Source organism: Pseudomonas putida (assembly GCF_002906855.1).
GTDB classification, from domain to species: Bacteria; Pseudomonadota; Gammaproteobacteria; order Pseudomonadales; family Pseudomonadaceae; genus Aquipseudomonas; species Aquipseudomonas putida_N.
In genome coordinates this window covers 1,321,910-1,345,334 of the sequence record NZ_MINI01000038.1, presented here as the reverse complement: position 1 = coordinate 1,345,334, position 23,425 = coordinate 1,321,910, and the positions used below count along the sequence as shown (strand labels likewise).

17 protein-coding genes are annotated in these 23,425 nt (G+C 63.0%); 9 read left to right on the top strand and 8 right to left on the bottom strand.

Annotated features, from left to right (window positions below; genetic code table 11):
• Positions 1–48: 48 nt before the first annotated feature.
• A complete protein-coding gene (locus BGP85_RS18850) occupies positions 49–1,044 on the bottom strand; it encodes an alpha/beta fold hydrolase (RefSeq protein WP_103449392.1) in 996 nt (331 codons plus the stop codon).
• Positions 1,045–1,241: 197 nt separating this feature from the next.
• Between BGP85_RS18850 and metR the strand changes: the two genes are divergently transcribed.
• Positions 1,242–2,159 (top strand): transcriptional regulator MetR, encoded by a 918-nt coding sequence (gene metR / locus BGP85_RS18845; RefSeq protein ID WP_103449391.1) that lies wholly within the window; start codon positions 1,242–1,244, stop codon positions 2,157–2,159.
• Here metR and BGP85_RS18840 read toward each other — a convergent pair.
• Positions 2,143–2,556, bottom strand: coding sequence for an NUDIX hydrolase (locus tag BGP85_RS18840; RefSeq protein ID WP_103449390.1), 414 nt, complete (start codon positions 2,554–2,556; stop codon positions 2,143–2,145). The genes metR and BGP85_RS18840 overlap by 17 nt on opposite strands.
• Positions 2,557–2,647: 91 nt before the next feature.
• Here BGP85_RS18840 and BGP85_RS18835 point away from each other — a divergent pair, with 91 nt between their 5' ends.
• Complete coding sequence (locus BGP85_RS18835; protein WP_103449885.1) at positions 2,648–6,922, top strand: DEAD/DEAH box helicase; 4,275 nt, start codon at positions 2,648–2,650, stop codon at positions 6,920–6,922.
• A gap of 134 nt (positions 6,923–7,056) precedes the next feature.
• On the top strand, positions 7,057–8,667 hold the full coding sequence (locus BGP85_RS18830; protein ID WP_103449389.1) for an FMN-binding glutamate synthase family protein: 1,611 nt from the start codon (positions 7,057–7,059) through the stop codon (positions 8,665–8,667).
• 5 nt (positions 8,668–8,672) lie between these two features.
• Here the strand turns inward: BGP85_RS18830 and BGP85_RS18825 are convergent, their stop codons facing one another.
• Genes BGP85_RS18825 through BGP85_RS18815 form a run of 3 tightly spaced genes read right to left on the bottom strand, consistent with a single transcriptional unit; the run spans position 8,673 to position 11,502 of the window.
• Positions 8,673–10,175, bottom strand: a complete 1,503-nt coding sequence (locus BGP85_RS18825; RefSeq protein WP_181004541.1) for a glycosyltransferase family 39 protein — start codon at positions 10,173–10,175, stop codon at positions 8,673–8,675.
• Positions 10,175–11,137: a glycosyltransferase family 2 protein gene (locus BGP85_RS18820; protein WP_103449387.1), complete on the bottom strand. Its 963-nt coding sequence runs from the start codon at positions 11,135–11,137 to the stop codon at positions 10,175–10,177. The genes BGP85_RS18825 and BGP85_RS18820 overlap by 1 nt, the downstream gene beginning before the upstream one ends.
• On the bottom strand, positions 11,122–11,502 hold the full coding sequence (locus BGP85_RS18815) for a GtrA family protein (RefSeq protein ID WP_103449386.1): 381 nt from the start codon (positions 11,500–11,502) through the stop codon (positions 11,122–11,124). The genes BGP85_RS18820 and BGP85_RS18815 overlap by 16 nt, the downstream gene beginning before the upstream one ends.
• 266 nt (positions 11,503–11,768) lie before the next feature.
• Here BGP85_RS18815 and BGP85_RS18810 point away from each other — a divergent pair, with 266 nt between their 5' ends.
• Positions 11,769–12,281: a DUF417 family protein gene (locus BGP85_RS18810; RefSeq protein WP_103449385.1), complete on the top strand. Its 513-nt coding sequence runs from the start codon at positions 11,769–11,771 to the stop codon at positions 12,279–12,281.
• 37 nt (positions 12,282–12,318) lie between these two features.
• Here the strand turns inward: BGP85_RS18810 and BGP85_RS18805 are convergent, their stop codons facing one another.
• Positions 12,319–13,737: an amino acid permease gene (locus tag BGP85_RS18805; protein ID WP_103449384.1), complete on the bottom strand. Its 1,419-nt coding sequence runs from the start codon at positions 13,735–13,737 to the stop codon at positions 12,319–12,321.
• A 391-nt stretch (positions 13,738–14,128) separates the two neighbouring features.
• On the opposite strand from BGP85_RS18805, the gene BGP85_RS18800 reads away from it, so the two are divergent.
• The 3 genes from BGP85_RS18800 to BGP85_RS18790 all read left to right on the top strand — a co-directional run bounded on the left by BGP85_RS18800 (position 14,129) and on the right by BGP85_RS18790 (position 18,649).
• On the top strand, positions 14,129–17,266 hold the full coding sequence (locus BGP85_RS18800) for a transglycosylase domain-containing protein (RefSeq protein ID WP_103449383.1): 3,138 nt from the start codon (positions 14,129–14,131) through the stop codon (positions 17,264–17,266).
• Positions 17,267–17,352: 86 nt separating this feature from the next.
• Positions 17,353–17,898 (top strand): PadR family transcriptional regulator, encoded by a 546-nt coding sequence (locus tag BGP85_RS18795; protein WP_103449382.1) that lies wholly within the window; start codon positions 17,353–17,355, stop codon positions 17,896–17,898.
• Positions 17,891–18,649, top strand: a complete 759-nt coding sequence (locus BGP85_RS18790) for a siderophore-interacting protein (protein ID WP_103449381.1) — start codon at positions 17,891–17,893, stop codon at positions 18,647–18,649. Before BGP85_RS18795 ends, BGP85_RS18790 begins: the two co-directional genes overlap by 8 nt.
• A 111-nt stretch (positions 18,650–18,760) precedes the next feature.
• On the opposite strand, the gene BGP85_RS18785 is transcribed toward BGP85_RS18790, so the two are convergent.
• Together BGP85_RS18785 and BGP85_RS18780 are read right to left on the bottom strand one after the other, a co-directional pair.
• A complete protein-coding gene (locus BGP85_RS18785) occupies positions 18,761–19,396 on the bottom strand; it encodes a Pr6Pr family membrane protein (RefSeq protein ID WP_103449380.1) in 636 nt (211 codons plus the stop codon).
• A 1-nt stretch (position 19,397) separates the two neighbouring features.
• Positions 19,398–19,619 carry a VF530 family protein gene (locus tag BGP85_RS18780; RefSeq protein ID WP_023378991.1) on the bottom strand — a complete coding sequence of 74 codons (222 nt, stop codon included), beginning with the start codon at positions 19,617–19,619 and terminating at the stop codon, positions 19,398–19,400.
• Between the two features lie 165 nt (positions 19,620–19,784).
• On the opposite strand from BGP85_RS18780, the gene BGP85_RS18775 reads away from it, so the two are divergent.
• Together BGP85_RS18775 and BGP85_RS18770 are read left to right on the top strand one after the other, a co-directional pair.
• Complete coding sequence (locus BGP85_RS18775; protein WP_103449379.1) at positions 19,785–21,836, top strand: TonB-dependent receptor; 2,052 nt, start codon at positions 19,785–19,787, stop codon at positions 21,834–21,836.
• A gap of 222 nt (positions 21,837–22,058) precedes the next feature.
• Positions 22,059–23,405, top strand: coding sequence for a carbohydrate porin (locus tag BGP85_RS18770; RefSeq protein WP_103449378.1), 1,347 nt, complete (start codon positions 22,059–22,061; stop codon positions 23,403–23,405).
• The last annotated feature ends 20 nt before the right edge of the window (positions 23,406–23,425 follow it).

The following is a 23,425-nucleotide window of genomic DNA, read 5'->3' as shown; positions in this document are numbered from 1 at the left end:
CGGCGTCGCCTGCTTCGCGGGCAAGCTCGCAACGCAGGCGATGCCGATTCAGAGGCCGGCGATATGGGTGACATCCTGCCGGTGCGATTGCAGGTAAGGTAGCACCGCCGCCAGCAACGGTGCCTTGAATCGCTCCTGGAAGCGGTGCGCCAGCCCCGGAATCAATCGAAGCTGGCTCCCCTGGATATGCGCTGCCAAGTGCACGCCATGCATCACCGGCAATAGCGGATCGGCGGTGCCATGCACCACCAGTGTCGGCACCCGCAACCCATTCAGCAACTGCACCCGGCTCGGCTCGGCCAGAATCGCCATGATCTGGCGCTTCGCACCCTCCGGGTTGTACGCCCGGTCGTACGCCACCGCCGCCTGCTGCAGCAGCACCGCCCGATCGTCATGCACCTGCGGGCTGCCCAACGCAGCCAGCAGGTCAGCCTGCTGCTCGATGGCCACCTCACGACTCGGCGCACTGCGCCGCGCCAGCAACTGCACCAGGGCCGGATCCGGCGCTGGCAGCCCTGCCGCCCCAGAACTGGACATCACCAGGGTCAGGCTACGCACCCGCTCGGGCGCCATGGCGGCCAGGTGCTGGGCGATCATCCCGCCCATGCTCACGCCCAGCACATGGAACTGGCGAATGCCCAGCACATCCATCAGTTGCAGGCCATCGTCGGCCATGTCAGTCAGGGTATAAGGCGCGGAAACCGGCAGGCCCAGCTTGTAGCGCAACAGCTCGAGCGTGAGATTGGCCGAAGGTGGCAGCTGGTTCCAGCGCGACAGGCCGACATCGCGATTGTCATAGCGAATGACCCGGAAGCCCTGGCGGCACAACGCCTCGACCACGTCGTCCGGCCAATGGATCAGTTGCCCGCCCAGGCCCATGACCAGCAACAAGGCTGGATCGCGAGGCGCGCCGACGCTCTGATAGACCAGGCTCAGCTCACCGATTTCGGCACGTTGTACCGGCACATGGGCGTCGCAACGGGTGTCGGCGAAGCTCGCCGAAGCGTTGAACACGAGAAAGAAAAAAAGCAGAAAAGCTCTCATGAAAGAAACACCAGAATGCAGATCCCCAGTAGAGCGCGAGTCTGATGAATTTAATTCGGGCGCGCTGCCACAGTTCAGTGACAGTTTGATGAACCCTGCCGAGCGGTGCGGCCCAGTGTCCAGTCGACAGCCCGGGGCAACATGAGCGAAACTCAACTCATTCCCCTGTTTTCTCAAATTTTTACTCGGAGTCAGCCGTGCTGGAGATCCGCCACCTGAAAACCCTTCATGCCCTGCGCGAGGCCGATAGCCTGGTGGAGGCCGCCGAACGCCTGCACCTGACCCAATCGGCACTGTCGCACCAGTTCAAGGAGCTTGAAGAGCGACTGGGCCTGCCACTGTTCGTGCGCAAGACCAAGCCGATCCGCTTCACTAGCGCCGGCCTGCGCCTGCTGCAACTGGCCGATGCCACCCTGCCGCTGCTGCGCGGCGCCGAGCGCGACATCGCCCGGCTGGCAGGCGGCACTGCCGGGCGCCTGCACATGGCGATCGAATGCCACAGCTGCTTCCAGTGGCTGATGCCGACCATCGACCAGTTCCGCGATGCCTGGCCGGAAGTGGAACTGGATCTGGCCTCGGGCTTTGCCTTTGCCCCATTGCCGGCACTGGCCCGGGGCGACCTCGATCTGGTGGTCACCTCTGACCCGCTGGACCTCGCCGGCATCACTTACGTGCCATTGTTCACCTACGAAGCGATGCTCGCCGTGGCCAACCAGCACCCACTGGCCAGCAAGCCATATATCGTGCCCCAGGACCTGCTCGACCAGACCCTGATCACCTACCCGGTGGAGCGCGACCGCCTGGACATCTTCACCCGCTTCCTGGAGCCGGCCGATATCGAGCCGGCTGCCGTGCGCACGTCCGAGCTGACGGTGATGATGATGCAACTGGTGGCCAGCGGCCGTGGTGTGTGTGGCATGCCGCACTGGGCGCTGCACGAGTACAGCGCGCGGGGCTATGTGAAGGGCAAACGCCTGGGCGAGAAAGGCCTGTTCGCCACGCTGTACGCGGCGGTGCGCACCGACATGCTCGATGCGCCTTACATGCGCGACTTCCTGCTGACCGCCAAGGACACCTCGTTCGCCACCCTCGACGGGGTCAGCGCGGTACGCTGACGGCCTGGCGGTACAAAGGCAGGATCAGGTCGCGGGTCAGCGGCGCCAACTCAGGCGTTGCTGCCTGATCGGCGGCCAGCCACAGCACTTCTTCGATTTCCGCCGCCGGGGCTACCGCTTCGGCACTGTCGACGCGGAACAGTTCGGCTTGCACCTCGAAACCCGGTTCGTTGGCGGCCGGTGCGCTGAACTGGCCCATATGTACAGCCTGGTCCGGGTCAATGTGCAGCCCAAGCTCTTCGTGCAGTTCACGCACCAGCGCCTGAACGGGTGACTCACCCGCATCGATCTTGCCACCCGGTTGCATGAACGCCTGGGTGCCACGCTTGCGCACCAGCAGGGTGCGGCCTTGCGGGTCGATCAACAGGGCGGCGGCGATACGGATGATGTTGGCCATGGGTGGGCTCGCTGAAAAAGGCGACAGTGTACAGAAGATCGACGACGAACGGCCCCTTGCCAAGCCGCCCTTCAGCCGCCATAACCAACAGATGAACCTGCCAGCCCACCAGCACCCGGTGCTCGAGCTGTTCCACCCGGCCGTCAGCACCTGGTTCCGCCGCCACTTCGCCACGGTCACCGATGCCCAGGCTCGTGCCTGGCCACTGATCCATGCTGGCCAGTCGATGCTGCTCGCCGCGCCGACCGGCTCGGGCAAGACCTTGAGCGCCTTTCTGGCCGTGCTTGACGAACTGTTTCGCGAAGGCCTGGAGCATGACGGCGAGCTGCCGGCGCACACCCAGGTCGTCTACGTCTCGCCGCTCAAGGCGCTGTCCAACGACATCCGCCTGAACCTGCAGGCCCCGCTTGAAGGCATCAGCCAGGCCCTTGAACAACAAAGCTTGAAAGCACCACGCATCACCGCCGCCGTGCGTACCGGCGACACCCCGCAAAAAGAGCGGGCGGCCATGCGCAAGCTGGCACCGCATATCCTGGTGACCACACCCGAGTCGCTGTACGTGCTGATGGGCTCGGCCTCCGGCCGTGAAGGCCTGGCCAGCGTGCACACGGTGATCGTCGATGAAATCCACGCCCTGGCCGGCAACAAGCGCGGTGCCCACCTGGCGCTGACGTTGGAGCGTTTGCAGGCTTTGTGTGGGCGCCCACTGCGACGCATCGGCCTGTCCGCCACTCAGCGTCCGGTAGAGCGTGTGGCGCAGTTCCTGGTTGGCGACCAACGCCCTTGCGCGATCGTCGATGTCGGCCACGCGCGCCAGCGCGACCTCGCCATCGAAGTGCCGCCGGTGCCGCTCGGCGCCGTCATGGCCACGGATGTCTGGGGCCTGGTCTATGACCGTCTGGCTGCCCTCGCCCGTGAACATCGCACCACGCTGGTGTTCGTCAATACCCGGCGCCTGGCCGAACGCATCACCCGCCACCTCAGCGACCGCCTGGGCAAGGAAGCGGTGGCCGCGCACCATGGCAGCCTGGCCAAGGAGCTGCGCCTGGACGCCGAGCAGCGCCTGAAGAACGGCCAGTTGCAGGTGCTGGTGGCCACCGCCTCGCTGGAGCTGGGTATCGACATCGGCGATGTTGATCTGGTCTGCCAGATCGAATCACCGGGCTCGATCGCGGCATTCCTGCAGCGGGTCGGCCGCTCTGGGCACCAGGTCGAGGGCATTCCCAAGGGCCGGCTGTTTCCGACTTCCCGCGATGACCTGATCGAATGCGTGGCCCTGCTCGACAGCGTGCGCCATGGCGAACTCGATGAATTGCATGTCCCTAAGGCGCCGCTGGACGTGCTCGCCCAGCAGATCGTCGCCGAGGCCAGCAACCAGCCCTGGCAGGAACAGGCGCTGTTCGACTGCCTGCGCCAAGCCACGCCTTATACCGCCCTTGATCCCGCGCATTACCAGGCCCTGCTGCGCATGCTCGCCGAAGGCTACAACGGCCGCCTGGGCATCCGCAGCGCCTACCTGCACCGTGATGCGGTCAGCGGCACCTTGCGCGGGCGCCGGGGTAGCCAGCTGACCGCGCTGACCAGTGGCGGCACCATTCCCGATAATGCCGACTATGCGGTACTGCTTGAGCCACAGGCGCTGAACATCGGCAGCGTCAACGAAGACTTTGCGGTTGAAAGCATCGCCGGGGACATCTTCCAGCTGGGCAATGCCTCCTATCGCATCCTGCGGGTCGAACCCGGACGAGTGCGCGTCGAGGATGCCCAGGGCCTGCCGCCGACCATTCCGTTCTGGCTCGGCGAAGCGCCGGGGCGCAGCGATGAACTGTCCGCCGCGGTCGCTCGCCTGCAGGCCCGCCTGGATGATCGTTTGGCGCAGAACGAAGAGGTATTGCAGTGGCTGCAGGACACCTTCGAACTGGACGAAGCCAGCGCCAGCCAGTTACTCGACTACCTGGGCCGCACCCGCGAGGTGCTCGGTGCCCTGCCCTCCCAACAAACCTTGGTGATGGAGCGCTTCTTCGACGAGTCTGGCGGTACCCAGTTGATCATCCACTCGCCCTACGGCAGCCGTATCAACCGTGCATGGGGGCTGGCCCTGCGCAAACGCTTCTGCCGCTCCTTCAATTTCGAGTTGCAGGCTGCGGCCAGCGAAGACGCCATCGTGCTGTCGCTGTCTACCAGCCACAGCTTCGAGCTGGATGAAGTATGGCGCTACCTCAACAGCCGCAACGCCGAGCAGATCCTCATCCAGGCCCTGCTCGACGCGCCACTGTTCGGCGTGCGCTGGCGCTGGAACGCCGGCGTGGCCATGGCCCTGCCGCGCTTCGTCGGCGGCCGCAAGGTGGCACCGCAAATCCAGCGCATGAAGAGCGAAGACCTGATTGGCGCGGTGTTCCCCGACCAGATCGCCTGCCTGGAGAACATCGTCGGCGAACGGCAGATCCCCGATCACCCGCTGGTCGAACAGACCCTCGACGACTGCCTGCACGAGGCCATGGACAGCGAAGGCTGGCTGGCATTGTTGCGGCGCATGGAAAGCGGCCAGGTGCGCTTGCTGTGTCGCGACCTGCCCGCGCCTTCGCCGCTGGCCTCGGCCATTCTCAACGCACGGCCCTATGCTTTCCTCGATGACGCCCCGCTGGAGGAACGACGCACCCAGGCGGTGCTCAACCGGCGCTGGAATGAAGTGCATGACGGCGATGACCTCGGTGCGCTGGACGCCGATGCGATCGCCGCCGTGCAGGCCGAGGCCTGGCCGCAGCCGGGCAATGCTGACGAAATGCACGAGGCGCTGATGACCCTGGGCGCCATCAGCCATGAGGAAGTCCATGCCAACCCCAGCTGGGACCTGCTACTGCGCCAGCTGGCCAAGGCCGGACGCGCCATGCGCCTGATCGATGAAAAACTCTGGCTGGCACGCGAACGCCTGAACCTGCTGCAGACGCTGTATCCGGCGTCGCGCCTGGAGCCTGCGCTGGACATACTGCCCGGCTTCGACCAGGCCATCGATCCGGACAGCGCTCTGAGTGAGCTGCTACGCGCCCGCCTGAGCGGCTACGGCCCGCTGAGCGTGGCGCAGATTGCCGCACCACTGGGCAAGCCCGCTGTTCAGGTCGAACAGGCGCTGGGCCGCCTGGAAGCCGAAGGCTACGTGTTGCGCGGCCATTTCAGCCCAGGGGCGCGGGACCTGCAATGGTGTGAGCGCCACCTGCTGGCGCGCATCCATCGCTACACGGTGAAACGTCTGCGCCGGGAGATCGAGCCGGTCAGCCTGCAGGACTTCATGCGTTTTCTGTTCGACTGGCAGCACCTGGCGCCTGATCAGCGCCTGCGTGGGCCTCAGGCGGTGGCCGAAGTGCTGGGGCAGCTGCAGGGTTTCCCCAGTGCTGCCGGCGCCTGGGAAGCGGAGCTGCTGCCGGCGCGGATCAAGGACTACAGCCCGCACTGGCTGGACGATGCCTGCCGCAGCGGGCAGTTTGCCTGGAGCCGGCTGGCCGCGACCGTGGCGAGCAATACCTTGTCGAGTACGCCGCTGGTGCTGTTGCCACGCGAGCACATGGGCCTATGGCGTAGCCTCGCCCCCGAGCCTGCCCGCGAAGCACTTGGCGGGCGAGCACAACGGGTGCTTGAAGCGCTGCAGGCCCACGGGGCGTTGTTCTTCGATGAACTGACCAGCGATGCCCACCTGCTGCCCAGCGAGCTGGAAGCCGCGTTGCAGGAACTGGTAGGGGCCGGCCTGGTGGGCGCCGACAGTTTCACCGGCCTGCGCAGCCTGATTACCCCTGCCGCCAAGCGCAGCTCCCGCAACCGCCGGCGCGGCCACCCGCCGCTGTCGAGCAGCATGGCCCATGCCGGACGCTGGGCGTTGCTGCGTCGGGGCAGTGGCACTGTTGACGAGAACCAGCGCGTGGAACACATCGCCCGCGCGCTGCTACGGCGCTATGGAGTGATCTGCTGGCGGCTGCTGGAACGGGAGAGCGATGTACTGCCGCCCTGGCGCGAGCTGCTACGTTGCTATCACCGGTTGGAAGCACGTGGCGAGATTCGTGGTGGGCGTTTCATTGCCGGGCTGGCGGGTGAGCAGTTCGCATTGCCGGAGGCGGTCGGGTTGCTACGGCAGGTACGCCGGCGGGCGCCAGATGGTGGGCTGGTGGTGGTCAGCGCCAGTGATCCGCTGAACTTGATAGGGTCGTTGCTGCCCGGTGCGAAAGTGCCTGCTGCGGGTGATAACCGGTTGCTGTATCGCGATGGCGTGCCCGTAGCGGTGCGGGTGGCGGGGCGGTATAGCTATCTGGTGGAGGGGGCGGCGCAGGAGCAAGCGAGCTGGAAGGAGAAATTGATGCGTACGCCGACAGGCGCTTAAACCTTATCGTCGAACACCTCTGGGCGAGAATGATTTTCGCTTCCCCGATTTTGATTTGCACTGCCACACAAGTTGGCTATGGTCGGGGTTTGCCCCAGGCCCTGAGCCTGACCGCGCCATCGCAAGGATCCCGTATGAGCCTGTCACTTCTCAGCCGCTATGCCTTCTTCACCGCCTGTGTATTGTTCACCCTGGCGAGCCTGCCGTTCCTCCACCACGAGTGGCTGTGGCCGTTCACCCTGGTCACCGGGGTGCTAAGCCTGATCGGGGTGTTCGACCTGCTGCAGCAACGCCACGCGGTGCGCCGCAACTATCCGATTCTTGGCAACATCCGCTACCTGGTCGAGGGCATCCGCCCGGAAATCCGCCAATACCTGCTGGAGGCCGACAGCGACGCACTGCCCTTCTCCCGCGCCCAGCGCTCGCTGGTATACGCCCGGGCCAAGAACGAAGCCTCGGACAAACCCTTCGGCACCCTGATCGATGTCTATGAGTCGGGCTTCGAGTTCATCGGCCACTCCATGCGCCCGGCACCACTGACCGACCCGGCAAGCTTCCGGGTCATCGTCGGCGGGCCGCAGTGCAGCCAGCCGTATTCGGCGTCGATCTTCAACATCTCGGCCATGAGCTTCGGCTCGCTCAGCGCCAACGCCATCCGCGCCCTGAACAAGGGCGCCAAGCTGGGCAACTTCCACCACGACACCGGCGAAGGCAGCATCAGCCCCTATCACCGCGAAAACGGTGGCGACCTGGTCTGGGAGCTGGGCAGCGGCTACTTCGGCTGCCGCACCGCCGACGGCCGCTTCGACCCCGAACGCTTCGCCGCCCAGGCCCGCACCCCACAGGTGCGGATGATCGAGATCAAGATGAGCCAGGGCGCCAAGCCCGGCCACGGCGGCATCCTGCCCAAGCACAAGGTGACCCAGGAAATTGCCGAAACCCGTGGAGTGCTGATGGGCGAGGACTGCATCTCGCCATCGCGCCACAGCGCCTTCTCCACCCCGATCGAGATGATGCACTTCATCGCCCAGCTGCGTGAGTTGTCTGGCGGTAAACCGGTGGGTTTCAAGTTCTGCCTGGGCCACCCGTGGGAGTTCATGGGCATCGCCAAGGCCATGCTGGAAACTGGCATCCTGCCCGACTTCATCGTGGTCGATGGCAAGGAAGGCGGTACCGGCGCCGCGCCGGTGGAGTTCACCGATCACATCGGCGTGCCGCTGCGTGAAGGCCTGCTGTTCGTGCACAACACCTTGGTTGGGCTTAACCTGCGCGACAAGATCAAGCTCGGCGCCAGCGGCAAGATCGTCAGCGCCTTCGACATCGCCAGCGTGCTGGCCATCGGTGCCGATTGGGCCAACTCGGCGCGCGGGTTCATGTTCGCCATCGGCTGCATCCAGTCGCAGAGCTGCCACACCAACAAGTGCCCGACCGGCGTAGCCACGCAAGACCCGCTACGCCAGCGCGCCCTGGTGGTACCGGACAAGGCCCAACGGGTGCTGAACTTCCACCACAATACCCTGCGTGCACTGGCTGAAATGCTGGCCGCAGCAGGTCTTGAGCACCCGGCGCAGCTGGAGGCCAAGCACCTGGTGCGGCGCGTGTCGGCCACCGAGATCAAGCTGTTCTCGCAGATGCATGTGTTCCTCAAGCCGGGCGAGTTGCTCACCGGTGAGGTCAATGGGCAGTTCTATTCGCGCATGTGGCAGATGGCCCGGGCCGACAGCTTCGAGCCGCAAGCAGCCTGAACAGCTCAGTCGCTGCTTGCCGATTGATCGGGCATTGCGAACAGCAGTGCCCGTGAATCACCTTTGCTGATCGCAGCCAGGCTCCTCCAGTGTCGCAGCATCATGCGTTCTACCTCCGTCACTGGGCCACTGGTCACCCACCAGACTCTTTTGTACCGGTGCTCCAGTGTTCGTGGGTCGTAGACTACCCGTTGCGCAACGCGAGGATACAAGGCAGTGGCAGGGTCGACGTAATCGGCCTTGTAAACCAGCGGTGCAGCCCCCGTCTTGTTGTAGTAATCGATAGTCAACGACCAGTTTCTGTCATCGGCGAGCAGCGCATCACCTTGCTGCCAATGCGCGCCGACCTGAGCCATGACGTAATCGAGCCGGTTGTCGACCCATTCGCTGCCACCACGCAGGTTGAATTGCCGGCTGTACAGATTTGCCAGGCCTGTCACTTCGAGCACCATGCAAAGGACCAGTAGCGGGACACGCCAATTCTGGCGCATCCCGGTCAAGGCGATTGCCAGCAGGATAGGCAGGCCCAAAAATGCGAAAAGCAGGTAACGCGCCACGAACATGGGTTTCACACAGGAAATCAACCCGAGCACCAAGATCGGGATGAAGCAATAGATAACGAGTAGCGATCTGGGCCTGTGAGGCACCTGGTCCAAGTACCCCAGGAACGCACCTGCGGTTATCAGCAACAAGCAAAAGAGCACTGCCGCCAGCTTGGCACCCGGTACCTGCAAGCCCAGTGCGAAGGCTTGCCAGACGCTTGTCGGCAGTGTCATGAGTGTCATTTCGGCAACCCAGGCGAGGAGCCCGGAATCGCTGGCCTGCTCGATCAGCGTCGGCAGCCATGGCAGAAAGGCGAGCGCAATCGCCAGGTTGCAGATCCACCATCGCCCTGAGCGAATGAGCGACTTGCCGTTCTGTCCTTTGGCCAGCAGCACATGAAGCCAGATAGCCGCTGCACACAGCACGGCAAAGTAATGCGTGTACAACCCGGCGATCATCAACAAGGCATACGCCAGCAGGTACCGGTCGCGCTGTTGTCGCCCCCAAAGCAATATCACATAGAGCGCCGAGAGCATGAGCAACCCGAGTAGCGAGTACATTCGGGCTTCCTGGCTGTAATAGACCGCGATGGGCAAAATAGCCAACAGCACACCTGCTATTACGGCACTGCGCCAGCCATCAAGCCAGCGAGCAATCAGCATCCCCATGCAGACACTGGCAACCCCTGTCACGACACTGAAACTGCGGACGGCCGCAACACCATCACCAAAACAGTTCATCCACACATGCAACAGCAGGTAATACAGAGGTGGATGGACATCCCGCGTAGTGAACAGGACGGTCTGTGCGGGTGCCATTCGGGCCAGCCAAACGCTGAAGGCCTCGTCATACCAGACGACCTGCAGTTCGATCTGATGCAGCCGAACTACCAGCGCAAGCAGCAGAATGCTGGCAACTATCAACGCCAAGGTAATCGGTTCACGCCTGCTTGCGCGGTGGTTCATCATTTTTCCTTGAAGATCTCACGGTCCTTTCGCGCTGTGCGCAGCCCGGCAATGCCCTTCACTACATACCTTGGCCGATGCTTGGACTCCATGTAGATACGCCCGATGTACTCTCCCAGCACGCCGATGCCGATCAGTTGTACACCGCCAAGGAACAGTATGGCTGTCATCAGCGAGGGATATCCCGGTACCGGGTTGCCAAACAGCCATTTGTCGATGACTTGGTAGGCCGCGTAAAACAGCGCGAGCAATGCGATGGCGCCGCCCACGTAGGTCCAGAGCCGCAATGGCAAGGTACTGAACGAGGTGATCCCATCCAGGGCCAGATTCCACAGTTTCCAGCCGTTGAAGCGGCTCTTGCCTGCCATGCGCGAAGCGCGCTCGTACTCGACCACTGCCGTCTTGAAGCCAGGCCACGACAGCATGCCTTTCATGAACAGTTGCTGCTCGGGCATCGACTTGATCACCTCGACGACCTTGCGATCGAGCAGGCGGAAATCACCGACGTTTTCCTCGATGCGAATCTGCGAAATGCAGTTCAGCAGGCAGTAGAACCCTGCGGCCGTAAATCGCTTCAAGTAACTGTCGCATGAACGGTCACGGCGTTTGGCGAGCACGACATCGAAGCCTGCCCGCCATTGCTCAATCAGCATGGGAATCACTTCGACCGGATCTTGCAGGTCGACATCGATGGGAATGACGGCATCGCCACTGGCCTGTTCCAGCCCGGCGAACAGCGCGGCCTCCTTGCCGAAGTTGCGAGAAAGATCGATGAGGGCAACATCAGGGTCACCGGCGATCAGTTGGCGGATCTGTTTTTCGGTGCCATCCAGGCTACCGTCATTGATGAAAATCAGCTCGACCTGGTCAACCTGGTTGGCAAGCGCCTGGCGCACCGCGTCATAGAATGGCCTGATCGCCTGTTCCTCATTGAATACCGGCACAATCAACGAGATATCCATCTACGCTTTTCCGTGAAGACCCATCGCGAAAACACAAAGCCCAGCGGCAGGCTGATCAGGCAGAACAGCCCGACGGTCAAGGGTGGTGGCCAGCTTCGGCTGTCAGCGAGGTGACCCAGTGACGCACTGAGGCTGCCCATCCCCGCCACGAACACGCAGTAGCGCATGAGCGATACAGGCACCCTGAACGTGAACCAGGCATTGGCGATGTACGAAAAGGACAGCGCCACGATGAACGCCACCAGGTTGCTGAACACCTGATCATTGCCCGCCGCCTGCAGTGCGGCAAACACCGCCACGTGAATAGCGGTGTTGAAGATGCCCACGATCAGATACTTGAAAAATGACGGCATTCTGCGGTGCATGGGTGTTCGAGCCTTCCCTGTCTGGCCTCTGCACCAAATTAGGTGAATTACAGCAACGAGACTACTGACAGAAATACCAGTTGACGGTGATTACGAGGCGACCATCAATCAACTTGGCAGAGGCGAAGGAACCGCCTGGGGTAGCAGACGATCATCTAGTTCATGCAACGCACGCGGCCCATTCCCACAGTTTTGATTGGCAGCATCCTATAGCGAGGCAAAACTCGCCTGCCAATACTGGTGCACGTTCTCCAGGAGCCGGCACCATGACTTTAATACAACGACTCGCCAATCATCCTTATCTGCCCACGCCTTGCCAGTTACAAGCGGCCGGTAGCCTCATCGCCATGCTCGGCGTCGCCCTGCCGATGTTTATGATCGGCCTGCTCAAGTTCACCACGTTGGAGGTTCAGGCGCTGGTGCCATTGATTAGCAATACGCCCTGGCTGGCATGGCTCTACGTCCTGTTCGGTGAGGCGGGAGCTTCCTACTTTCTGGGCGTGGTCGAAATACTCAGTGCAATGCTCATACTCAGCTCTAGGTTGTCCACTCTGGCGGCGATAGCAGGGGGTGCGCTGTGCACGCTGACATTCGCAATAACACTGTCGATCCTGTTCACCGTGCCGATCTGGGAAGCAGACTCCGGCGGCTTTCCATGGCTCAACCAGAGCGGCAGCTTCCTGATCAAGGACCTGGCATTACTGGGCATTAGCCTGACCATCCTGGGCCAAGGCCTGACCCGACTGACAATGGCAAGCAACGACCACCCCAGGCGCTGAAAGCAAAGCCCTGGCTTCACGCCGGGGCTTTGCCTGGTCAGGCGACAGAGCTTACTGGCGCTTGCTCCTGGCGCGGTGCCAGGCGGAACGCGTAGTACAGCACCGTCAGCAGCACCAGGAACGCCGGGCCGATATACAGCGCCACGCGGGTATCCTCGAAGTACGCCATCAGGCCCACCACCAGCACCAGGAAGGCCAGGGCCAGGTAGGAGCTCAGCGGCCACAGCCACATGCGGTACTTCAGCGCCTTCTGCTCGGCGGTCGAGAGGCCGGCGCGGAACTTGATCTGCGCCAGCAGGATCATCACCCAGGTCCAGATCGCACCGAAAGTGGCGATCGAGGTTACCCAGACGAACACCTTTTCCGGCACCAGGTAGTTGGCTAGCACGCCCAGCAGCAGCGCACCGATCGACAGCAGCAGCGCATTGCGCGGCACGCCGCTTTTCGAGGTGCGGGCAAAGGCGGCCGGGGCCTGGCCGTTCTGTGCCAGGCTGTAGAGCATGCGCCCGGTGCTGAAGATGCCGCCGTTGCACGACGACAGCGCAGCGGTAATCACCACGAAGTTGATGATACCGGCCGCGGTCTTGATCCCCAGGCGCTCGAAGGTCATCACGAACGGGCTGCCCTGGCTGCCGATGCCATCCCACGGGTAGATCGACAGGATCACGAACAAGGCGCCGACGTAGAACAGCAGGATGCGCCAGAACACCGAGCCAATCGCCTGGGGGATGGTTTTCTGCGGGTTGCGTGCTTCGCCGGCGGTGAGGCCGATCATTTCCACGCCCAGGTAGGCGAACATCACCATCTGCAGCGACATCAGCACGCCCGTCACGCCGTTGGGCATGAAGCCGCCGTTGCTCCACAGGTTGGAGATGCCCACGGCGACGCCGTCATTGCCGAAACCGAACGCGATCACGCCAATGCCACCGAGTACCATGGCAATGATGGTGACGATCTTGATCAGAGCGAACCAGAACTCGAACTCACCGAACGCCTTGACCGCAATCAGGTTGACTGCGCCCATGCTGCCCAGCGCCATCAAGGCCCAGATCCAGCGTGGCACGTCAGGGAACCAGATACCCATGTAGATGGCCACCGCAGTGATTTCCGCTACGCAGGTCACCAGCCACAGGAACCAGTAGTTCCAGCCGGTGAGAAAACCCGCCAGCGGGCCAAGGTAGTCCTGGGCATAGCGGCTGAAGGAGCCGGCGACCGGGTTGTGCACGGCCATCTCGCCGAGGGCACGCATGATCACCAGGATCGCCAGGCCACCAATGATGTAGGAAAGCATGATCGCGGGGCCGGCCATTTCGATGGCTTTGGCCGATCCGAGGAAAAGACCGACGCCGATACAGGCGCCCAGCGCCATCAGACGGATGTGCCGTTCGCCCAGCTCACGCTTGAGCGGGCCCCCCTCAGTGGGCTCGGCAGGGGCAGGATGGTTGCCGACTGGCATAGCAATACAACCTCATTTTGTTATTGGATTTGACCTTCGTGCAGCGCCGGCCATGCCGATAGGCGTGGCGTTGGCTTGCCAGGCTGGCCTTGTGGGCCGGCCCGTGTGCCGGGCTAGAGCGGCCGGCAGGGCGAAGGGGCCGAGCAGTATAGGAAGTCCGTTATAGGGGTTTTCGCTGTAAAAACAGGGAAATTCAGCGAGTTTTTCGGGGACTGCTGCGCCAGCCCCGGCTCCACTGCCACCCTAACAACAACGCTGCGGGAATAAACCCACACCAAAGCCGCATAGCCCTACGCCACTTTTCTCGACTTCCTACAAATTTTTCACCTGTTCCTGCCAACGTCTAAGCTTCAGACAAGCAAGACGAAAATACCTGGCCGGATAGAAGACTATGGGCGCACTGTGGCAATCGGAACCAACCAGAACGGAAGCATCTGAAGCACCTCCGGCCAAGACGCCACAACCGCAGCCCCCACGTCAGCGCAGGCTCTGGTGGCGGCTGATTTTCCTGATTCTGCTGGTGGCACTGGTGGCCATCGGTTTCGCCGCCTACGACGAGTTCCGCACCTCCAACCTGCAATCGCGCGAATTCAGCAAGCTGGCCACCACCCTCACCTATTCGCTCCAGCCTGGGCCGAGCGATGCGATCGTCTACCCGGGCGACGGGCCATTCGACAAGCGCCTGGGCTACAGCGGGCTGGGCGAATTCCTGCCTCGCCTGCTGAAACGCGATTACTTGATCAGCGAACAAGTGCGGTTCTCCCCGGCCCTGATGCGCTATGTCGATCACGGCCTGTTCGCCCCCTACATCGAAAAGATCCAGGCCGGCCTGTCGATCACCGACTGCCGCGGCGAGACGCTGTACCAGTACAACTACCCACAGCACCTGTACCCGGATTTCGCCTCCATCCCACCGGTGATGGTCAACAGCCTGCTGTTCATCGAAAACCGCGACCTGCTCGATACCACAGACGTAAAGAACAACCCTGCCGTGGACTGGCCTCGCTTTGCCAAGGCCGCATACAGCCAGGTGGCCAAGTACCTGGCCCTGCCCGGCCAGTCGGCGGGCGGAAGCACCCTCGCCACCCAGCTGGAGAAGTACCGCCATTCGCCGGATGGCCTGACCGTCAATGGCGCCGAGAAGATCCGCCAGATGATCTCGGCCAGCGTGCGCGCCTACCAGGGTGGCCCCGACACCAGCGAAGCGCGCCACCGGATCGTGCGTGACTACCTCAACAGCGTACCGCTGTCGGCCGTGCCCGGGCATGGCGAGGTGCATGGCATGGCCGAGGGCCTGCGGGTGTGGTACGGCGCCGATTTCGATCAGGTCAACCAGGCGCTGACCTCCACCGCCACCGACCCGGACAGCATGGCCGCACGCGGCCTGGCCCTGCGCCAGGTGCTGTCGCTGATGATCGCCCAGCGTCGCCCTTCGCATTACCTTTCCAAGGGCCGCGTCGAACTGGCCGAGCTCACCGACTCACACATTCGTGTGCTGGCGGCCGCCAAGATTATCGATCAACCGTTGGCCGATGCGGCGCTGGCCAGCAAGGCGGTCTACCGCGACTGGGTCGCCCAGCCGACCATCGTGCCGATCATCACCAACAAAGGCATCAGCCTGGCCCGCAATCGCCTGGCAGCCATGCTCAACCGCCCCCTGTATGATCTCGACCGCCTCGATGTGTCAGCCACCAGCACCCTGCAAGCCGACCTGCAGCTGCAGGTCAGCCAGTACCTGAAAAACCTTGCCGACCCCGAATTCGCCGCGCAGATCGGCCTTATCGGCGAACGCCTGCTCACCTCCAAGACCACTGACCAGGTGAGCTACAGCTTCACCTTGTTCGAGCGCACCGCCGATGGTTCGCGGGTCCGTGTGCAGACCGACAGCACCAACCAGCCTTTCGATATCAACGAAGGCAGCAAGCTGGAACTTGGCTCGACCGCCAAGCTGCGAGTGCTCACGACTTACCTGGAGATCATCGCCGAACTGCACGACAAGTACGCCGGCAAACCTGCCGCCGAGTTGAAGAAAGTCGAAGTTGCCGAGCTCGACCGCATCACCCAGTGGTCGCTGGAATGGCTGGCACAGAACAGCAAGAACCAGAGCCTGGATGCCATGCTCGATGCGGCGCTGGAGCGTAAATACTCGGCCAACACCGGTGAAGCCTTCTTCACCGGCGGCGGCATGCACGTGTTCAACAACTTCCGCAAGGAAGACAACAACCGCAACCCGACCCTCAAGGATGCCCTGCGCGAATCGATCAACTTGCCGTTCATCCGCCTGATGCGCGACCTGGTGCGTTACGTCACCTACCAGCAGCCGTTCAACCGCGTGCCGCTGCTCAAGGACGACTCGGACCCGCGACGCCAGGAATACCTGGCCCGCTTCGCCGACAAGGAAGGCACCAGCTACCTGATGCGCTTCTGGAAGAAATACCAGCGCAAGACCTCGCAGCAACGCCTGGACACCTTCCTGGACAGCATGCGCGCCACCCCGCAACGCCTGGCGGCGGTGCACCGCTACCTGTTCCCAGAAGCCGGCCAGGAAACCTTCAATGCCTTCGTCCGTGCCCACAGCAAGGATGACAAGATTGCCTTGGGCAAACTCACCGACGGCAAGCTGGCGGAGATGTACGAAGCGTACGGCCCCGGCAAGTACGACCTGCCCGACCAGGGCTACATCGCCAAGGTCCACCCGCTGGACCTGTGGCTGCTGGGCTACCTGTTGAAGCACCCGAGCTCCACGCTCACCGAAATGGTCAACGCCAGCCATTTCGAGCGCCAGGAAGTCTACAGCTGGCTGTTCAAGAGCCGCCACCAGGGGGCGCGTGACAGCCGCATCCGCACCATGGTCGAGATCGAAGCGTTCCTCGATATCCACCAACGCTGGAAACGCGTGGGCTACCCGTTCGACCATCTGGTGCCGTCGTTGGCCACCGCCATCGGCAGTTCCGGCGATCGCCCGGCCGCGCTGTCGGAACTGGTCGGCATCATCCAGAACGACGGCGTGCGCCTGCCGACGCTGCGTATCGACACCCTGCATTTCGCCGCCAATACCCCCTACGAGACCAAGCTGGTCAGTGACCCGGACCGTGGCGTGCGAATCCTGCCGGTAGAAGTGGCGCGGGCGCTGAAAGGGGCCATGTCGCAGGTGGTCGATGCCGGTACCGCGCGGCGCATCTCCGGCAGCTTCAAGCTCAAGGATGGCACGCCGCTGGTGATGGGTGGCAAGACCGGTACCGGCGACAACCGTATCGAAAGCTTCGGCGCTGGTGGCCGGCTGATTGGCTCACGCTCGCTCAACCGTACCGCCACCTTCGTGTTCTTCCTCGGTGAAAACCACTTCGGCACCCTGACCGCCTTCGTCCCTGGACGCTCGGCGGAAGCCTTCAAGTTTACCTCGGCGCTGCCGGTGCAGGTGCTCAAGGGCATGGCGCCGATCCTGATGCCGTACTTGCAGCCAGGTAACCCGAACGAGTGCAAACCACCGCAGGTTGCCATGCATGGCGACGATTCATCTAAAACGTAGATGATAATCATCGGCATTTAGAGGCTTGTGTTTAGATATATCTTGAGTAATATCTTGCGATATATCGAAACACAGGGAGCCTCTAAATGCGTGACCATTACGCACATGACCCTTTTGAACGCCGCCCCGCCCGAGGCGAGCGTGGCCCGCGGGTTTTCGCCCCGGGTGACCTCAAACTGCTGATGCTGTCGATGCTGGCCGAGCAACCGGGCCACGGCTATGACCTGATCCGCCAGATCGAGAACCTGTTCGATGGCAGCTACACGCCGAGCCCCGGCGTGATCTACCCCACCCTCAATTTCCTCGAAGAAGCCGAGTTGATCAGCGGCCAGGTGCACGGCAGCAAACGCCTGTACGCCATCACCGCTGCCGGCCGTAACGCGCTGGCCGATCAGGCCGTCGCCCTGGATGGCGTGCGCATGCGCATCGAAGTCAGCAAGCGCGCCCTGCGTGGCCACGACCGCCCGCCGGAAATCCACGAAGCGGTCGGCAACCTGCGCCATGCCCTGCACATGCACAGTGGCCGCTGGACGCCGGAAGAAATCGATCGGGTGCGCAACCTGCTCAACGACACTGCCAAGGCCATCGCCTCCGGGCCGGCCGATCCAGTCAGGGAGAACCCCCATGAGTGACACCATTCACCGCGTCAACCACGAAATCCGCCAACGTCGCCTGCAGGTGCTGCGAGTCACCGACCTCACCCCGCGCATGCGCCGCATCACCCTCGGTGGCGCCGAGCTGCAGGGCTTCACCAGCCTGGGCAGTGACGACCACATCAAACTGCTATTCGCTGAAACGGCCGAGCAGCAGCAGGCCATCGACGCCCGCAACCTGGGCCGTGACGGCGGCGCCCGGCCGACCATGCGCGAATACACGCCGCGCCGTATCGACCTGGTGGCCCACGAACTGGACATCGATTTCGTGCTGCACGGCGACGGCCCAGCTTCGACCTGGGCGGCCCAGGCGAAACCTGGGCAGACGCTGAACATCGCCGGGCCACGGGCTTCGATGGTAGTGCCGGATATCTTCGACAGCTACCTGCTGGTGGGTGACGAGACGGCAATTCCGGCGATTGGCCGACGACTGGAGGAACTGCCGGCGGGGCGTCGGGTGCTGGCGGTGATCCAGATCGAGGATGAGCAGGAGCGGCAGCCGTTGCCGAGCGCAGCGCAGGTCGAAGTCATCTGGGTCAAGCGGGATAAGGACCTGCTGGCGTTGCTCAAGGATCTGGCGTTGCCGGAAGGTAAGCTGTACAGCTGGGTGGCGCTCGAGAAGTCACTGACTCGGCTGGCCAAGGCATTGTTGCTGGACAAAGGCGTGGCAGAAGATGCCTTGAAGGCCGCCGCTTACTGGCGTGCCGACGGGACTGCGGACGACGAGTGATCTGCTCTCTGCTGCACCGGCCCTTTCGCGGGACAAGTCGGACCGCCGCACCTACAACGTTACGCGATCCCCTGTAGGAGCGGGCGTGACCCGCCAGAGGGCCGGTACAGGCTAATCAATGCCATGCTTTCCCCGCCACCGGTCCAGCCCTAGCACCACCAGGCCAATCCCCCAGAACCCCGCCAAAACCCCGAGGGCATTTAGCATTACTTGCCCATACCCCAGGCTCGCCACATCGATGAACGGGTAGGCATACGCGCCGATCTCACTCCCCCGCCACAGCGCATAGGCGAAATACACCGCCGGGTACAGCGCCCACACCATCAAATGCCAGAGCCGCAGGCTGCCCTTGGGCACCTCGAACCACCAGTACAAAGCGAACAGCAGCGGCATCACATCATGCAGCAGTTCATCCGCCAGCCACTGCCAACCTTCGGGCTGCCACAGGTGTCGCAGCAGCAAGCTGTAAGCCAACGCCACCAGCACGATGCTGGCCGCCACCGCAGAACTCACCGATGGCGACAGAAACCAGCGCCCGGCCGCTGACTCTCGGCCAAAAGCCGCGTAGCTGAGCACTGTCGCCACCAGGGTATTGGTCAGCACCGTGAAGTAACCGAACACATTGATCAGCCCGCCAATCAGGCTGGCCTGTTCCTGCCAGCGCGCCAGCAGCACCAGGTAGACCTGCACCGTGAGGCCGAACCAGCCAAGCAACGCCATCGACGTCAGCCAGGGGCGCCGTGGCATGTCAGGCCTGGCGCTGCAGCTTCACGTACAACTGCTCGACCTTCTCCCGCGCCCACGGCGTCTTGCGCAGGAAGGTCAGGCTCGACTTGATGCTCGGGTTGCTCTTGAAGCAGCGCACATCAACGCGTTCGGCCAGGCCCTGCCATTGGTAGTGCGCCACCAGTTCGGTGAGGATCTGTTCGAGGGTCTTGCCGTGCAACGCGTTGTGTTGGGCCGTGCTCATGCCAGTGCTCCGTAGGAAAGATGCGCACCTTACACGAGTGTAGTGGCGGGTGGGATGCGTGTTGTCTGCGGAAAAACCACTGGCCAGGGGCAAAACCTCTGTGCTGAAATAGTGATGTTATATTGTAACAACACAAAAGCATCTGCCAAGGAACGCCTCTTCCCCATGCTGTACATCCCGCTCCGCCTCTGCCCCCTCGCTGTCGCCCTGTGGCTCGCCTCATCACCCAGCCAAGCCGTGGAACTGGAACCCCAGGTCATCACCGCCAACCCACTGGGCAACCGTCAACTGGCTGCCCCCAGCACCGTGCTTGAAGGTGACGACCTGCTGCAACAGCAACACGGCAGCCTCGGTGAAACCCTGAACAAGCAACCCGGTGTAGCCTCCACCTGGTTCGGCCCTGGCGCCAGCCGCCCGGTGATTCGCGGCCTGGATGGCGACCGCATTCGCATCCTGCGCAATGGCGTGGGTGCCCTGGATGCCTCGTCGCTGTCCTATGACCACGCAGTGCCGCTGGACCCGGTCACGGTCGAGCGCGTGGAAATCGTCCGCGGTCCGGCTGCCCTGCTATATGGCGGCAATGCCATCGGCGGCGTGATCAACACCTTCGACAACCGCATTCCTGACTCGCCGATCGAGGGCATCCACGGCGCTGGCGAACTGCGCTACGGCGGCGCCGACACCACCCGCAGCAGTGCCGGCAAACTGGAAGCCGGTGACGGCACTTTCGCCTTGCACCTGGACGCCAATAGCCGTCAATTCAATGACCTGCGTATTCCCGGCTACGCGCAGAGCGCCAAGGTCCGTGACCCCGACGCGCCAGGCAGTCGCCACCGCCTGGAAAACAGCGACGGCCGCCAGGACGGTGGCGCGATCGGCGGTTCCTACAACTGGGAGCATGGCTATGCCGGCTTGTCCTACAGCCGCTACGACAGCAACTACGGCTCGGTGGCCGAGTCCGGCGTGCGCCTGGACATGAAGCAGGACCACTACGCCTTTGCCTCGGAACTGCGTGACCTGGAGGGCCCGTTCAGCTCGGTCAAGGTCGATGCCGGCTACACCGACTACGAGCACAGCGAGATCGAAGAAGGTGAGGTGCACACCACCTTCAAGAACAAGGGCTACGAAGCCCGCATCGAAGCCCGTCATCAGCCGCTCGGGCCGCTTGAAGGCGTGATTGGCGCACAGGTCAGCCGCAACGAGTTCTCGGCACTGGGCGAGGAAGCCTTCGTCCCGCACACCGACACCGACAGCCTGGCGCTGTTCATGCTCGAGCAGTGGCAAACCACCGAGCGCCTGAACCTGAGCCTTGGCGCACGCCTGGAACACACCCGCGTCGACCCCGATGCCAAGGGCAACGAGAACTTCGTCGAGACCGACAGCGCCAGCAGCTTCAACGCCTTCAGCCTGTCCTCGGGCGCTGTGTACCAGCTCGACCCGACCTGGTCTCTGGCGGCCAACCTCGGCTACACCGAGCGCGCCCCGACGTTCTACGAGCTCTATGCCAATGGTGCCCATGTGGCCACCGGCGCGTATGAAGTTGGTGATGCCAGCCTGAACAAGGAAAAGGCAATTTCCGCCGACCTGGCCCTGCGCTTCGACAATGGCACCCACAAGGGCAGCGTCGGGGTGTTCTACAGCCACTTGCGCAACTATATCGGCCTGATCGGCACGGGTAACCTGCGTGAAGGCCATGATCACGACCATGGCGAGGATGATCACGACCACGACCACGATCATGACGATGGCGGCTTCCCCGAGTACCAATACCAGGGCGTGCGTGCGCGCTTCTACGGCATCGAGGCACAAGACCGCTGGAAGCTGCTCGAGAACCGCTATGGCAGCTTCGCGCTGGAGCTGTCCGGCGACTACACCCGGGCCAAGAACCTCGACAGCGGCGAGCCACTGCCGCGGATTGCCCCGCTGCGGCTGAACAGCGGGCTCGTATGGGAACTGGACCGCTGGCAGGCACGGGTCGATGTGCAGCATGCCGCATCGCAGCACCGCAAGCCTGAGAACGAGACCAGCAGCGATGGCTACACCACGCTCGGGGCCAGCGTCGGCTACCGTTTCGGCATCGGCCAGAGCCAGTGGCTGGCCTTTGTGCGCGGCGAGAACCTGACCGACCAGACCGTGCGCTATGCGAGTTCGATCCTGCGGGATATCGCGCCAGCGCCGGGGCGCAGTGTGGAAGTTGGACTGCGGACCACCTTCTAAAGCGCATGGGGCTGCTCGGCAGCCCCCTTTCTGCGCTGACTGTTACCGGATCAGCAACAATCAACTGCGACATTTTGTCTTTTTTTCTTACAACTTCCCCTATATCCTCCCCGCCGCAAGCTGAATCGCTTCATCCAGCACTCCCAATTGCCACTTCCATCGAAGAGTCCGCTCCTCGGTGCACTTGCCGTTTGCTCAACAATCAAAAGATAGCGCTATCTCATGCTCCAACTGCCCAAGACCCGCTACACCGGCTTTGCCCTCATTGCCCTCACCACCAGCCTGCCGAACGCGGCCAGCGCCAGCGAACCCTTCGCCAAGGACTCTCCATGGATGTTCGGCGACTGGGGTGGCACCCGCACCGAGCTGCTGCAGAAAGGCTACGACTTCACCCTCGGCTACACCGGCGAGATGGGCAGCAACCTGCACGGCGGCTACGACCACGACCGCACGGCACGCTACAGCGACCAGTTCACCTTCGGCAGCCACCTGGACCTGGAGAAGATCCTCGGCTGGAACGACACCGAGTTCCAGCTGACCGTCACCGAGCGTCACGGCGACAACATCAGCAACGACCGCATCAACGACCCGCGGGTCGGCGGCTTCACTTCGGCCCAGGAAGTCTGGGGCCGTGGCGAAACCTGGCGGCTCACGCAAATGTGGATCAAGCAGAAGTACTTCGACGGCGCCCTGGACGTGAAAGTCGGCCGTTTCGGCGAAGGCGAGGATTTCAACAGCTTCCCCTGCGACTTCCAGAACCTGGCCTTCTGCGGCTCGCAGGTGGGCAACTGGGTCGGCGGCATCTGGTACAACTGGCCGGTCAGCCAGTGGGCCATGCGCGTTCGCTACAACCTCAGCCCTGAACTGTACGCCCAAGTTGGCGTGTATGAGCAAAACCCGTCCAACCTCGAATCGGGCAACGGCTTCAAGCTCAGCGGCAGCGGCACCCAGGGTGCGGTCATGCCGGTCGAACTGGTATGGAGCCCAAGCTTGAACGGCCTGAAAGGGGAATATCGCGCCGGCTACTACTACAGTAATGCCAAGGCACAGGATGTTCTCAAGGACAGCAACGGCCAGCCGGCCGCCCTCAGTGGCGCCGCTTACCGCAGCAGTTCGAGCAAGCACGGCATGTGGCTCGGGGCCCAGCAGCAGGTCACCTCGCTGGCGTCCGACCAGTCGCGCGGCCTGAGTCTGTTCGCCAACGCCACGGTGCACGACAAGAAGACCAATGTCATCGATAACTATGTTCAAGCTGGACTGGTATACAAAGGCCCCTTCGACGCCCGCGCCAAGGACGACATCGGCTTCGCCGTCGCCCGCGTGCACGCCAACCCGGCCTACCGCAAGAATGCCCGCCTGGCCAATCAGGTGGCGGGCCTCGACGACTACGACAACCCGGGCTACCTGCCGGTGCAAGACACCGAGTACAGCGCCGAACTCTATTACGGCATTCACCTGGCCGACTGGCTCACGGTGCGCCCGAACCTGCAGTACATCCGCCATCCGGGCGGGGTGTCGCAGGTCGACAGCGCGCTGATCGGCGGCCTGAAAATCCAAAGCACTTTCTGACCACTTTCACACTGACCACC

Bases quoted from the DNA above. Each gene is read 5' to 3' on its own strand.
- BGP85_RS18850 (WP_103449392.1), bottom strand. From the start codon at position 1,044: ATGAGAGCTTTTCTGCTTTTTTTCTTTCTCGTGTTCAACGCTTCGGCG.
- BGP85_RS18840 (WP_103449390.1), bottom strand. From the start codon at position 2,556: ATGGCCAACATCATCCGTATCGCCGCCGCCCTGTTGATCGACCCGCAA.
- BGP85_RS18835 (WP_103449885.1), top strand. From the start codon at position 2,648: ATGAACCTGCCAGCCCACCAGCACCCGGTGCTCGAGCTGTTCCACCCG.
- BGP85_RS18830 (WP_103449389.1), top strand. From the start codon at position 7,057: ATGAGCCTGTCACTTCTCAGCCGCTATGCCTTCTTCACCGCCTGTGTA.
- BGP85_RS18825 (WP_181004541.1), bottom strand. From the start codon at position 10,175: ATGAACCACCGCGCAAGCAGGCGTGAACCGATTACCTTGGCGTTGATA.
- BGP85_RS18820 (WP_103449387.1), bottom strand. From the start codon at position 11,137: ATGGATATCTCGTTGATTGTGCCGGTATTCAATGAGGAACAGGCGATC.
- BGP85_RS18815 (WP_103449386.1), bottom strand. From the start codon at position 11,502: ATGCACCGCAGAATGCCGTCATTTTTCAAGTATCTGATCGTGGGCATC.
- BGP85_RS18810 (WP_103449385.1), top strand. From the start codon at position 11,769: ATGACTTTAATACAACGACTCGCCAATCATCCTTATCTGCCCACGCCT.
- BGP85_RS18805 (WP_103449384.1), bottom strand. From the start codon at position 13,737: ATGCCAGTCGGCAACCATCCTGCCCCTGCCGAGCCCACTGAGGGGGGC.
- BGP85_RS18800 (WP_103449383.1), top strand. From the start codon at position 14,129: ATGGGCGCACTGTGGCAATCGGAACCAACCAGAACGGAAGCATCTGAA.
- BGP85_RS18795 (WP_103449382.1), top strand. From the start codon at position 17,353: ATGCGTGACCATTACGCACATGACCCTTTTGAACGCCGCCCCGCCCGA.
- BGP85_RS18790 (WP_103449381.1), top strand. From the start codon at position 17,891: ATGAGTGACACCATTCACCGCGTCAACCACGAAATCCGCCAACGTCGC.
- BGP85_RS18785 (WP_103449380.1), bottom strand. From the start codon at position 19,396: ATGCCACGGCGCCCCTGGCTGACGTCGATGGCGTTGCTTGGCTGGTTC.
- BGP85_RS18780 (WP_023378991.1), bottom strand. From the start codon at position 19,619: ATGAGCACGGCCCAACACAACGCGTTGCACGGCAAGACCCTCGAACAG.
- BGP85_RS18775 (WP_103449379.1), top strand. From the start codon at position 19,785: ATGCTGTACATCCCGCTCCGCCTCTGCCCCCTCGCTGTCGCCCTGTGG.
- BGP85_RS18770 (WP_103449378.1), top strand. From the start codon at position 22,059: ATGCTCCAACTGCCCAAGACCCGCTACACCGGCTTTGCCCTCATTGCC.